Below are 13,195 nucleotides of genomic sequence, written 5' to 3' on the forward strand. Positions count from 1 at the left end.
GCATTCCGTTTGCGCCCGGCGCGAAGCCTCCGGCAAGCCATGACGGCTGCCGGTGGTTAAGATTACCGCCCGACCATCCATCGATCGATTCACTTTCGTTCGCAGCGAACCGTCAACTCCGGTGGCGCGAGTTCCGGTGACTGTGCCAGGACGCTCTCGTCGAGCGCCGAGCGTGACGCGATTGAACAGCACTCAAACATGCCGCCACGACAGTTTTCCAAACCAGTTCCATTGCGCGAAACGCGGCTACGCAGACGGCGGCTGTTCGCCGCGCTGATAGCCGTGCCGGGCCTCATGCCGGCGCTCGCGCACGCGCAGCTAGCGGGCGCGGCAGCCGACTCGCAGCCGCTCGGCGACGCCTGGAGCCTGCGGCTTGCGCCGCAGCTCGAAGAGCGGCCGTTGCGCCAGGGCAGCCAGCCGGCCACGTTCGTGCTCGGCGACCACACCACGGGCACGGCCGACCAGGACATGGCCGCGAAGGGTTCGGCCGAATTGCGCCGTAACGTCTCGGTGATCAAGTCGGATGCGCTGCATTACGACCAGGACACCGACATGGCCGATGCTTACGGTCATGTCAGGATCTTCAACAACGGCAATTCGTTCATCGGCCCGGAAGCGCACTTGAAGGTGGAGGCGAACGAGGGTTACATGACGAACCCGAAGTACCGCTTCAATCTCTCGAATGGCTCGGGCAGCGCGCAGCGCGCGGACCTGATCGATGACGAACAAACGCGCGTGGATCACGGCACGTACACGGCGTGTTCGTGCGAGATGGATCCGGCCTGGTACATCAAGGGTACGTCGTTCGACTTCGATACCGGCGCGAACGAAGGCGTCGCGCACAACGGCGTGCTGTTCTTCCAGGGCTTCCCGGTGTTCGCGAGCCCGTGGCTGTCGTTCCCGCTGACTGGCGAACGGCGCAGCGGACTCTTGCCGCCCACGGTGTCGGTGAATTCGACCACCGGTTTTGAAGTGGAGATGCCGTACTACTTCAATATCGCGCCGAATCGCGATCTGGTGGTCACGCCGCGCCTGATGACACGCCGCGGTATTCAGATCCAGTCGACGTTCCGGTATTTGTCGCCGACTTATTCGGGCACGATCACCGGCGAATTCCTGCCGCAGGACTTGCAGACGCATACGAACCGCTATGCGATCTACATCCAGCACCAGCAGAACTTTGGCGGCGGTTTCGGCGCTTATATCAACTACAACAAGGTCTCGGACAATCAGTATCCGGAAGACCTGGGCAACGCGTCGAACCAGATCATCAACGGCACGCAGGTGCTGTATCAGCAGGAAGTGGGGCTCACGTACAACAACGGACCGTGGTCGATTCTCGCTCACGAGCAGCGCTGGCAGGTGTTGCCGCCGGCGACCTCGCCGTATGCGCGCGAACCGCAGTTGAACGTCCTGTACAACAAGTACAACGTCGGCGGTTTCGACTACGGCGCGGAAGCGGACTACACGCGCTTTACGACCACCATCGCGGACTCCACGGAAGGTCAGCGCGTTGTCTTTAATCCGTACCTGAGCTACAGCGTCACCGGACCCGGTTATTTCGTTACGCCGAAGATCCAGTATCACTTTGCGTCGTACGACCTGAATGAGATCGGCAGTGCGGCCAACGGCACGCCCCCGAACCAGCCGAAGAGCCTGTCGGAATCCATTCCTACCGTCAGCTTCGACACCGGCCTGGTGTTCGACCGTTCGGTGCGCATCTTCGGGGAGGATTACATCCAGACCCTGGAGCCGCGCCTGTATTACGTGTACACGCCGTACCGCAATCAGGAATTCGCGCCGATCTTCGACACCGGCCAGTCGGACTTCAGCCTCGCTGAAATCTATACGCCGAACACGTACGCGGGTAACGACCGTATTGCCGATGCAAACCGTCTGACGGTGGGCCTGACCTCGCGTTTCATCAACCCGGCAACGGGCGACGAACGCGCGCGTTTTGTGATCGCGCAGCAGTATTATTTCCAGCCGCAGCGCGTCACGATCACGGAAGGCCAGCCGCTCGACCAGGCGAAACACTCGGACCTGATCCTGGGCGCGTCTTTCAAGCTGGGCGCTGGTTTTTCACAGGAAACTGCGTTCCAATATAATGCCGACAACAACCAGTTGGTGCGGTCGAGCATCGGTTTCGGGTTCAGCCCGGCGGCGCGCGAAGTCATCAATATTGGGTATAGGTACACGCGGGCGAACGAAACCACGCTGTCCACTTCGCCGATCAACCAGATTCTGGTTTCGGCACAATGGCCATTGTCGCGACACATTTATAGCGTCGCCCGGGTGAACTACGATCTGGCAGGGCATCGACTCGTCGACGGGCTGCTGGGCTTCCAGTACGATGCCGACTGCTGGACCTTGGGCGTCGGCTTGCAGCGTTACGCAAACGGTATCACCAGCACCGGAAGTAACACTGCCGGGACGCGTATTCTCGCTCAAATGACGTTCAAGGGCCTGTCGAACGTCGATAATGGGCTGACCGCGGCGTTCCGTGCCGGCGTCAACGGTTACACGCCGCCACCGCCGCCGCCCGCACCGCTCGCGCGTTACACGAATTACGAATGAGCGTGCGGAGTGTGTGCCGGGGAATACGCCAGGATACAGGCAGGAAGCCGTAGGTACAGGGCAGAAGGGCAACAGGCAACAGGGTCGGTCACCGGCCGCAATCGATGGAGTATCTGTGTCAAACATGAACAAGTTGAAGTGCGCAATGTTCGCGGCAGGTGTTTTCGCCGCAGCTTTACTGGCCGGACCGGTGGCGCACGCTCAGGCGCTGGCGCCCTCGCCCACGGCGGGCGGCGCGCAGATTGCGGACTCTGTCGCGGCTGTTGTGAACAGCGACGTCATCACGGAACGTGAACTCGCCGACCGCACGGGTCTGATCGTGCGCCGCCTGCAACAGCAGAACGCGCCGGTTCCGCCGGCGGATCAGCTGCAACGTCAGGTGCTCGACCAGATGGTGATCGAGCGGATTCAGTTGCAGAAGGCGAAGGAAGACAACATCACCATTGACGACGCGACCGTGCAACGCACGCTCGAGCGTCTCGCGCAGCAAAACCAGATGACGCTCGACGTGTACCGCGCGCGCATCGAGGCGCAAGGGGTGCCCTGGACGACTTTCCGGCGCGATGCCCGCACCGAGCTGACGCTATCGAAATTGCGTGAGAAAGAGGTGGACAGCAAGATCACGGTGTCGGACGGCGAAGTGGCCAACTACGTTGCCAGCCAGCGCGGACCGAACGCCCTCCAGTCCAATGACCTGCATCTCCAGCACATCATGTTCAAGGTGCCGGAGAACGCGTCGCAGGCTGACATTGCCGCTATCCAGGCGAAGGCCGAAGGCGTGCTGAAAGACGCGCAAAGCGGATCGGACTTTGCCAAGCTGGCCAAGAACAATACGCAGGATACCGACGCAGCCAAGGGCGGCGATCTCGGTTTCCGCACGCAGGCTTCGTTGCCGGCTTCCATTGTGAGCGCGGTTGCAACGCTGCGTCCGAACGAGGTGAATCCGCAACTGATTCGCACCGACGGCGGTTTTGAGATCATCAAGCTGGTGGAGCGCCGGACAGGCCAAGGCCAGGCCGCCGATGCCCCGAAGCTCGTGCAAACCCACGTCCGGCACATCTTGCTGCGCGTAGCCGATGGCGTGTCCGAGTCGGCCGCCCGTCAGAAGCTGCTGGAAATCAAGGATGACGTTCAGAAGGGCGGCGATTTCGCCAACTTCGCGCGGACTTATTCGCAGGACGGTTCCGCGTCGCAAGGCGGGGACCTCGGCTGGATCAGCCCGGGCGAAACCGTGCCGGAATTCGAGCGCGCCATGAACAACCTGAAAGACGGTCAGGTCAGCGACCCGGTTCGCAGCGAGTACGGTTATCACTTGATCCAGGTGCTGGGACGCCGCGAGGCAGAAGGTTCAGTGCAGCAGCAACTGGACACGGCGCGTCAGGCGATCGGTCAGCGCAAGGCCGAGCAAGCGTATTCCGACTGGCTGCGTGAACTGCGCGACACCGCTTACGTGCAGTACAAGGGCGTCGCGGCTCAACAAGCGCTGAACCAGTAAGGTTTGGTGAGATGAACGCAGCAAGCCGCTCACCGTCTCTATTGTCCATAGCCATTACCACCGGGGAACCGGCGGGCGTGGGGCCTGAATTGACGGTGGCGGCGCTGGCTGAAGCGGCTCAGCGCTGGCCGTCGGTGCGCTTTACCGTGCTTGGCGACCGTGAGCTGATGGCCGAGCGGGCTGGTTCATCGCCGTGGCTTTCAACGGGCGCGGCAATCGAGATCGAGCATCACGCGCTGAGCGTGCCCGTCACCGCGGGCAAGCTGAACGCCGCGAACGGGCGTTATGTGCTCGGCCTGCTCGATGCAGCCATAGACGGGGCGGTGAGCGGTCGGTTCGATGCCATCGTCACCGCGCCGCTGCAGAAAAGCACCATCAACGACGCCGGCGTTCCGTTCACCGGCCACACCGAATATCTCGCTGAACGCACGCATACCCCGCGCGTGGTCATGATGCTCGCGGGCATGGGCGACCGGCCGCTGCGCGTCGCGCTCGCTACCACCCATCTGCCGCTGAAGGACGTGTCGGCGGCGTTGACGGTGGATGGCATTGTCGAGACGTTGAGCATTATCGACCGCGATCTGAAAGCGCTGTTCGGTCTGCCGAAACCGCGCATCCTCGTGACCGGGCTCAACCCGCACGCGGGCGAAAACGGTTATCTGGGCCGCGAGGAAATCGATGTCATCACGCCCGCGCTGCTGCAAGCGCGCGCGCTGGGTATCGACGCTCCCGGTCCCTATCCGGCGGATACCTTGTTCCAGCCGCGTTATCTCAAAGACGCCGATTGCGTGCTCGCCATGTTCCATGACCAGGGTTTACCGGTCCTGAAATTCGCGACGTTCGGCGAAGGCATCAACATCACGCTGGGGCTGCCGATCATTCGCACGTCTGTCGATCACGGCACTGCGCTCGATCTGGCCGGTACGGGCCGCGCCGATCCGGGCAGCTTGATAGTGGCTATCGACACAGCCGTCGCCATGGCGCGCCACCGCCGCACAGCCTGATTTCTTTTGCCTCGTTCCTTGTCTGTTTCCTTTTCATTGCGGTTTTAATCGGCTTCTCCGATGTCCATCAAGCACCAGGGCCACTTCGCGCGCAAGCGCTTCGGGCAGAACTTCCTCGTCGATCAAGGCGTGATCGATTCGATCGTCGACACCATCGCGCCCAAGCGCGGCGAACGCATGGTCGAAATCGGCCCGGGTCTTGCCGCGCTCACCGCGCCGCTGGTCGAACGGCTCTCCACGCCCGAATCGCCGCTGCACGCGGTAGAACTGGATCGCGATTTGATCGGACGGCTTGAGAAGCGGTTTGGCAATCTGCTGGCGCTGCATGCCGGCGATGCCCTCGCGTTCGATTTTGGTTCGCTCGCGCTGGAAGGTGAAAAACCGTCGCTGCGGATTGTCGGGAATTTGCCGTACAACATATCCAGTCCGCTGCTGTTTCACCTGACCGCGTTCGCGCCGAAAGTCATCGATCAGCATTTCATGCTGCAGGATGAAGTGGTGGACCGGATGATCGCCGAGCCGGGCAACAAGGACTTTGGCCGCCTGACGGTGATGCTTCAGTATCGCTATGCAATCGATAAGCTCATCGACGTTCCGCCCGAATCGTTTAATCCGCCGCCGAAAGTGAATTCTGCGATCGTGCGGATGATTCCCTTTGCGCCGCATGAATTGCCGGACGTGGATGACAAGGTGCTCGGCGAAGTCGTGCTCGCAGCGTTCTCGCAGCGGCGCAAGATGATGCGCAATACGCTGGGCGTGTATCGAGATCGGGTGGATTTCGATGCGCTGGGATTTGACCTTTCACGCCGCGCGGAAGAAGTGCCCGTGGCCGAGTTCGTGAAACTGGCGCAGGTGGTGAAGGCGGCGCAGTAGTCGCTTTTAAGGCCGCAGACGGGTTTCGATAGCGCGTGTGGTGTTTCTCTCTCGCCTGAGCGGGCCTCGCCGGTCGCGCCAAGGCAGTTTTATCAAGCCGCTATCGCCCTTGCTGCCGCTCCTTTCGTCTTTTTTATCTCATTATTCCGGGTTCGCTGACGCGAATCTCGCGACCTCTGTCCGCTCCTCTTTTCTTCATGCCTTCATGCGGCCACTGCATCCTCGCGATGCAAGAAATGCACTGGAGTTAATCCTGTCGCTGGTCTCAAATTGGCAGCGCAAACGCGCAGAAAGACTCTTGTAAGGAGCAATCGCTTCAGCGGCATGACGCGGGTGTGCATCGGAGACGGCAACGACTTCTTTGATTCGTGGCGATACAGGCGAGGCTTGATCGTCGCATGACGACATCACGAGGAGACGTATGAACAGGTCGGGACAACTTAAAAAAACGGGTGGATTGGGAAAATGGTGCAAGGTGACTTACGCGTTGCTTCCCGCTGCGTTCGCCTGCGAAACGAGCCACGCACAATCCAGCGTCACGCTCTACGGCATCGCCGACGTGAGTGTGCGCTATCTGTCCAACGCCGACACACGGGGTAACGGCCGTTTCCTGATGGGACCTGGCGGCATGAGCGAGAGCCGCTGGGGCATCAAGGGCGTTGAAGACCTGGGCGGTGGCTGGTCAACCTTCTTCAAGCTCGAAAACCGCTTTCTCCTGAACAACGGCCAGAGCGACACCACCATGCCGTTTTTCAACGAAGCGCAAATCGGCCTGCAGTCGTCGACGTATGGACAGGTTGTGTTGGGCCGTCAGTACAACGTGATGATCGAAGGCATCACCATGGGCGGGTACTCCAGCAATCCATGGATTCCCTACGACTTCAACTTCCAGCCCGAAGTCACCATGACCGGCGGTATCTGGAGCAGCAACCAGATCCAGTATCACGGCAGGTACAAGGACTTTCGCATCTCGACCGCCTATTCGTTCAGCGGCAACGCCGGCCATATGGCATATGGCAGCCAGTACGGCGTAGCAGCAGCCTACGCGCCGGCGAACGGCCCATTCACGCTCGGTGGAGCGTTCAAGGAGACGAAGGACTCGCTCAACGGCAGCAACGCAAAGGCGTGGACCGTTGGCGGTTCGTACACGTGGGACAAGACGCGTTTCGCGCTGGGTTATATCGTCAATCAGAACGACAAGGGGTTCTCCACCTTCGCCAACGGACCGTTCGCCGCGCCGGGACTCGCCGCGCTGAAATACTCCGACTTCAAGCGGCGCAGGATGATACTCGGCGGCGTTACGCAGCAAGCAGGTGCATGGCACTTCGCCGCAAACGTGTGGCGCACGCTGCAGGCCGGCAAGACCCAACCGCAGGACGGCTCGGCGTGGCAATTTCAACTGGTCACCGATTACGACCTGTCCAAGCGCACAGACGTGTATCTGGAAACCGATTATTCACTCTATAGGGGCGATCTGATCGGCTCTCAGTTGCAAGGGGTCAACGCTGTCAGCCTCGCGCAGAAAAGCACGCAGCTTGGCGTGATGGCCGGAATCCGGCACAAGTTTTGAGCCGGGACCGGCGGCATCCTGCTCGGGACACCGCCGGTCTTTTGCAATTTTTCACGAACCTTCGGCGCCGGTATGCGCGGCTCCGCGGCAGCAGGAGGTGATATAACCACCCGGCTCCGAAACCAGCGATCATTATTTAGGGTTCCGTTTTAAATCATGCATGAGATCAATTCGCGTCGCCTCGCGCATATGGTTGCGCTCGCCGAAGAGGGTAGTTTCGCGCGTGCGGCGGAGCGGGTTCATCTGAGTCAGCCCGCGCTCAGCCGTAGTATCCAGGCGCTGGAAGACGAGTTCGATATCAAGCTCTTCGATCGCGCGGCACGCGGTGTGGCGACAACCGCCGCCGGCCGGATGCTGGTCGAGCGTGCCCGGCGCGTGCTGTTCGAAACACGCTGTCTTTTTCGCGATGTCGAGCTGATCAGGTCGGACGCGCTGGGGGAAGTGAGAATCGGAATGGGGCCTTATGCCGCCGCCATCCTGTTTCCAGATTTACTGGTCGAATGTGCACGGCGGTTTCCAGCTACCAAGGTATCCGTACAAATAGCAGAAGCCAGTATGCTGATGCAAAGCTTGCGCTCGGAGGATGCTGACTTCGTGGTGATGGATCGTCGTGAAACGCCGGCTGTGCCCGATGTCACCACTCATCGCCTGGCCAGTCACGACGGCGGCTGGTTCGTGCGCCCCGGTCATCCGTTGCTCGCGCGTGCGCCGGTGCCGTTGGCGGCATTGCGCGAATTCCCCATGGTGTCCGTGCCGCTGTCTGCGTTCATGGAAGACGCGTTGCGCCGGCTGCTGAAGTTTCGCGCGCACGAGGCCGTTCCCGTGCAGTTGGAATGTAGCGATGTCATCGTGCTCAAGGATGTCGTCGCGCGATCGGATGCCGTGATGTTCTGCACGGCTTCAGTGTTACAGCGAGACCCCGATGACCAGCGCCTGGTGCGTGTGTCGATTGTTCATCCGCGCAAACTGGGGCTTCAGTTCGCGCTTGTTTGCCTTGCGGATCGAACGCAATCCGCCGCGGCGGAGGCGGCGCTTGCGCTCGCCGGGCAGATCATGAATGACGCCAGCCGCGCCGCGCAAGCGGCCGGGCGTGCCCGGTAGCCGGCCTTTTCAGGTACGTCGCCGGCCGGCGGGTGCATTGACCAGCGCAATGCCCGTGACAACCAGGGCCGATGCAAGCATGAAACGCGTAGTCAGCGTTTCCCCCAGCAGCACGACGCCGAACGCGACACCAAAGATAGGTGTGAGAAACGAGAACACCGAGAGCCGCGACGCCATGTAGCGCGTCAGCAGCCAGAACCACGTGAGATAGCTCAGGAACGCCACCACGATCGCCTGATACGCGAGGCTGGCGACGGCAGTTGGTGTGATCGTGCTCACATGCGTTTGCCCGAGCGCGAAGGCGAGCGCAAGCAAAACAATTGCCGATACCGCGAGCTGATAGAGGAGCGTCTTGCTCGCGCTTGCACGAGCGAGCGGTGATGCGCGGATGACGACCGTCGTCGCTGCCCAGAACACGCCGCCGAGTACGCCGAGAGCATCGCCGGCGGTGCCTTGCCATGTCGATGCGCTGCCCGTTGCCGGGTGGAGGAAGCCATCGGCGAAAGCGAGTGCGATGCCGCCGAACGCGAGCGCTATTCCTGCCCACTGCACCCGCTTCAGCTTTTCTCCCGCGACGAACCAGTGCAGGCCAAGGGCCATGAAACACGGCGCGGTGTAGAGAAAGACGACCATGCGCGTGGCGCTGGTCAACGTCAGTCCCAGGAAAATGCACACGAACTCGCCGCCGAACAGCACGCCGGCAAGCAGGCCGGATGCGAGGGTGCCGTCGCGGCGAAACAGCGCGACGCCGCGTGAACGTGTCCATATCCAGACGAGAACTGTTGCTATGGTTGAACGGATGCCAGCCTGAAGCAGCGGCGGGAAAGAGCCGTTCGCGCCCTTGATGGCGACTTGCTGGAAACCCCACACTGCGCATAACGCGATCATCAACAGGATGGCGGTCGCGTCGGGCGCGCGGCGCAAGGGCAGGGCTGTGGTGCTCATTGAATTATTGTGGTTTACCGGTTGCTGAGCCAAGTCTCTGGCGCATTTTGCCATCGATGGCGCAAGGCTGTCATGCGGGCGCGTTGCGCATGGAGTCAGCGTTACCGGCACTTGGTTCGCCGCCCGGCAATGTCGAGTGACTAATCTTGGCGCGTTGTGTGCTGGACGAATTTGGTGGCGCGCTGGCCTTTGTTCACTTTGTTCACGCTGAATAGATCGCGCTGGTGAACATCAATAATTCAGGATATCTGATGATAATTCGCGAAAGGTCGGCATCAGGCGGAAACGAATGAGGCTCCCGAAGGAGCCTCAAACAGCGCGGGAGCGCTTGGCTGGAAACCTGCATGCCAGCACGGCTGGACCCTGCTCGCGCAGGAGGCAGATAGACGTCCTTGCGAACCCCGTACACCTACCTATCTGTAACCGGTGAAATTTCGCGGCATCGAAAAGCGCCATTTTTTGGGGCTGGGAGCAACAAGTGCAAATATGACCGTCGCAGAAAGTCTGGAGATAACCCGCCATCGCTGGCAGGTCGTTACCCCCAAACCGCCTCAAGCATGCTTCTCGATCAACTCGACCTTGTAGCCGTCCGGATCTTCAACAAACGCGATCACCGTCGTCCCGCCTTTCACCGGACCAGCTTCGCGCGAGACCTTGCCGCCGGCTTCACGGATGCGATTGCAAGCTGCCGCCGCGTCGTCTACTTCCAGCGCGATGTGGCCGTAAGCCGAGCCCAGGTCGTACTTGTCGACGCCCCAGTTGTAGGTCAGTTCGAGCACGCTGGTTTCGCTTTCATCGCCATAACCGACGAACGCAAGCGTGTATTTGTACTCGGTGTTTTCGCTTTGACGCAGCACTTTCATGCCGAGGATACGCGTGTAGAAATCGATGGATCGCTGCAAGTCGCCGACTCGCAGCATGGTGTGGAGAAGTCGCATGATGGGGTTCCTGTGGGGAATGTCGATGGAACGGGTGGTCCGCTTTACCGTGTCTTTTACTGTGTCTCAGCGAACAACGCGCACGATTAAAACAGCCACATCCAAAATTGTACCGCCCGCCGCAAAGGCTCGCAGCGCGATGCTCCGCGCCGCCGGGGCGTTAAAGCAGGGGCAGCAATTCGGGCGGATGATGTTTGAGCGTATGCCGCGCTTCGCGGAAATCCGGGAAAATGGATTCGACGGTGGCCCAGAAGCGCGCACTGTGATTCATCTCTCGAAGGTGCGCGAGTTCGTGCGCGACCACGTAGTCGATAACATGCACGGGGAAATGAATCAGCCGCCAGTTGAGGCGGATCTTGCCGTCGCTGGAACAACTGCCCCAGCGCGTAGCCGCGGACGACAACGCATATGCCCTGAACTCCACGCCCAATTTGGCTGCATACACGGGCAACCGCTCGCCGAAAACCTGCAACGCCTGAACATGCAGCCAGCGTTGCACACGCTCGCGAATGAGCTGACCCTCTGCCATTGCGGGAAGGCCGAGCCAGAGCACGTCACTTTCTGTATCGAAGGCCGGTTGCGTCGCGCTCTTGCCCGTCGTACCCGGCGCAGCGGTCATCATGACAGTGACGGTCCGCCCGAGATACGGAAGCTGCGCCCCATCCTTCCATTCAATCCGCGGTACCGCGCGTTGCTCCACGCGCGTTTGCCATTCGGTGAGCTTCTTGAAGATCCACTTTTCCTTCTCGGCAATCGCGCTTTCTATTGCCCCGATCGTCACCCAGCGCGGCGCGGTAATCGCGAGACCGGTACCGTCGATAGTGAAGCCGATCGTCCGGCGCGACGAACGTTTCAAACGGTAATCGAGCATCTGCGAACCGAGCACGAGTTGCCGGTTGCGCGTGCCGTCGGGCGCAACGGGTTTGCGCAAGGGCGGCGCGGGTGTGCTTGCCGTCTCGGTAGTATCGGTCGGCGCGATGTCGCCACGCAATGTTGCTGGCATGGCGGGGGCGGGTGAGGCAGGAGCGCCCGACGTAGCAGGCGATGGTGCCGCACTCGACAGCCTCGGCTCACTGGGGAGGTTGAGCGGCAGGTCGAGTTGCGGGTTGTCGAGCGCGGCAGCGGGACGCTGTCGCGAGGGAGTCTTCTGCATCGGCTCAGCTTGGCGCACGCGGCGCAGGAATGACGGGAAGAACGACACTAACGATAGAAACAAACGTAACGAACGTAGCGATAACGACACCCGGGTCTACAGGCCGGTAGCCGCGCCGTGAGACTTGGACTCTGACTCTGACTTAGAGTCAGACTTAGCGTCAGCCTTGGCGGCGAGACCATCGGCGGGACCGTACGCGTCCGGATCAATACGACGCATTTCCGCTTCGATCCAGCGCTCCACGCGCACGTTGACTTCATCCGGCGTGAGGCCTGTCGTGTCGATCGGACGACCGATCGACATAGTGACTATACCCGCATATTTGAGAAACGATTTCCGCGGCCATACGTGTCCGGCGTTATGGGCAATCGGGACGACCGGCGCGCCCGCCGCGCACGCGAACCGCGCACCGCCTGACTTGTACTTGCCCTGCTGGCCCACGCGTGTACGCGTGCCTTCCGGAAACATGATGACCCACGCTCCCTCGGCCATGCGCTCGCGCCCTTGCCGCGCCACCGATGCAAACGCATCCTTGCCCTGACGCCGGTCGATATGAACCATCTTCAGCATGCCCATGGTCCAGCCGAAGAACGGTACGAACAGCAACTCACGCTTGAACACATAGCAGAGCGGCCGTGGCATCAACGCGGGGAATGCGAGCGTTTCCCAAGCCGACTGGTGCTTCGACAACAGCACGGCCGGACCGTCCGGCAGGTTCTCCATACCTTCAATCTGATAGCGGATGCCGTTCAGGTATCGCATCACCACGATGCACGACTTGCACCAGTACGCCGCCATCCAGTATCGCTTTTCAGCGCGCATGAACGGGAACACGAGGAAGCACGTGCACGCGTACGGCACCGTATAAACGACGAAAAAAACCATCAGCAACAGCGAACGAATGAAGCGCATCGGCTTGAATAAGTCTTATGTGATGTGACGAAAAAAACCAGCGTCAGGTCAGTCAGGTCAGTCTTGATGTGCGGCGAGGAAGTCGAGCGCGAAGGTGCGCAGGTCGTCGTGTACTTTCGTATTCGACGGAAGATTCCCCGCTGCCAGCGTTTTATGCCCCTTGCCGGTCAGCACCAGATGCAGCGCGAAGCCGAGCGCCGCGCCTGCTTGCAGATCGCGCAGCGAGTCGCCGACCACGGGCGTGTCAGCAGGATCGATCTCGAAGCGCTCGATGATCTGCTTCAACATGCCGGGCTTTGGCTTACGGCACTCGCACTCGTCTTCCTGCGTGTGCGGACAGAAAAACACCGCGTCTATACGGCCACCGACCGCCGCCGCCGCCCGGTTCATCTTTTCGTGCATTGCGTTGAGCGCGGCCATGTCGAACAGACCACGGCCTATACCCGATTGATTCGATGCAATCGCCACGCGGTAACCGGCCTGGTTCAAACGCGCGATTGCTTCCAGGCTGCCGGGGATGGCAACCCATTCGTCGGGCGATTTGATGAATGCGTCCGAGTCGACGTTGATCACGCCGTCACGATCGAGAATCACCAGTTTCTTGTTTGCGTTGGTCGGCATGGTGTG

Annotated in this window: 11 protein-coding genes; 6 read left to right on the top strand and 5 right to left on the bottom strand. The window is 60.9% G+C overall.

What is annotated here, in order from left to right:
- Window positions 1–198 precede the first annotated feature (198 nt).
- From ACSQ8V_RS02730 to ACSQ8V_RS02755, 6 genes are all read left to right on the top strand, one after another.
- A complete protein-coding gene (locus ACSQ8V_RS02730) occupies window positions 199–2,577 on the top strand; it encodes an LPS-assembly protein LptD (protein WP_436204819.1) in 2,379 nt (792 codons plus the stop codon).
- 124 nt (window positions 2,578–2,701) lie between these two features.
- Window positions 2,702–4,072 carry a peptidylprolyl isomerase gene (locus ACSQ8V_RS02735; protein ID WP_436204820.1) on the top strand — a complete coding sequence of 457 codons (1,371 nt, stop codon included), beginning with the start codon at window positions 2,702–2,704 and terminating at the stop codon, window positions 4,070–4,072.
- 11 nt (window positions 4,073–4,083) lie between these two features.
- A complete protein-coding gene (gene pdxA, locus ACSQ8V_RS02740; protein WP_436204821.1) occupies window positions 4,084–5,076 on the top strand; it encodes a 4-hydroxythreonine-4-phosphate dehydrogenase PdxA in 993 nt (330 codons plus the stop codon).
- A gap of 60 nt (window positions 5,077–5,136) precedes the next feature.
- On the top strand, window positions 5,137–5,949 hold the full coding sequence (gene rsmA, locus ACSQ8V_RS02745; RefSeq protein ID WP_213767586.1) for a 16S rRNA (adenine(1518)-N(6)/adenine(1519)-N(6))-dimethyltransferase RsmA: 813 nt from the start codon (window positions 5,137–5,139) through the stop codon (window positions 5,947–5,949).
- A 421-nt stretch (window positions 5,950–6,370) separates the two neighbouring features.
- On the top strand, window positions 6,371–7,519 hold the full coding sequence (locus ACSQ8V_RS02750; protein WP_213767587.1) for a porin: 1,149 nt from the start codon (window positions 6,371–6,373) through the stop codon (window positions 7,517–7,519).
- Between the two features lie 156 nt (window positions 7,520–7,675).
- Window positions 7,676–8,620, top strand: a complete 945-nt coding sequence (locus tag ACSQ8V_RS02755) for a LysR family transcriptional regulator (RefSeq protein ID WP_436204822.1) — start codon at window positions 7,676–7,678, stop codon at window positions 8,618–8,620.
- Between the two features lie 9 nt (window positions 8,621–8,629).
- On the opposite strand, the gene ACSQ8V_RS02760 is transcribed toward ACSQ8V_RS02755, so the two are convergent.
- The 5 genes from ACSQ8V_RS02760 to gmhB form a co-directional block, all read right to left on the bottom strand.
- Window positions 8,630–9,565, bottom strand: coding sequence for a DMT family transporter (locus tag ACSQ8V_RS02760; protein ID WP_436204823.1), 936 nt, complete (start codon window positions 9,563–9,565; stop codon window positions 8,630–8,632).
- A 551-nt stretch (window positions 9,566–10,116) separates the two neighbouring features.
- Window positions 10,117–10,503: a lactoylglutathione lyase gene (gloA, locus tag ACSQ8V_RS02765; RefSeq protein WP_213767590.1), complete on the bottom strand. Its 387-nt coding sequence runs from the start codon at window positions 10,501–10,503 to the stop codon at window positions 10,117–10,119.
- 160 nt (window positions 10,504–10,663) lie between these two features.
- Entirely contained in the window at window positions 10,664–11,656 is a 993-nt protein-coding gene (locus tag ACSQ8V_RS02770; RefSeq protein ID WP_436204824.1) for a M48 family metallopeptidase, read from the bottom strand.
- Between the two features lie 96 nt (window positions 11,657–11,752).
- On the bottom strand, window positions 11,753–12,568 hold the full coding sequence (locus ACSQ8V_RS02775) for a lysophospholipid acyltransferase family protein (protein WP_436204825.1): 816 nt from the start codon (window positions 12,566–12,568) through the stop codon (window positions 11,753–11,755).
- 57 nt (window positions 12,569–12,625) lie between these two features.
- The gene (gene gmhB / locus ACSQ8V_RS02780; RefSeq protein WP_213767593.1) at window positions 12,626–13,189 is read right to left on the bottom strand and encodes a D-glycero-beta-D-manno-heptose 1,7-bisphosphate 7-phosphatase; all 564 of its coding nucleotides are present in this window, start codon (window positions 13,187–13,189) and stop codon (window positions 12,626–12,628) included.
- Window positions 13,190–13,195 lie beyond the last annotated feature (6 nt).

It is taken from the genome of Caballeronia sp. LjRoot31 (assembly GCF_964253885.1).
Lineage (GTDB): Bacteria > Pseudomonadota > Gammaproteobacteria > Burkholderiales > Burkholderiaceae > Caballeronia.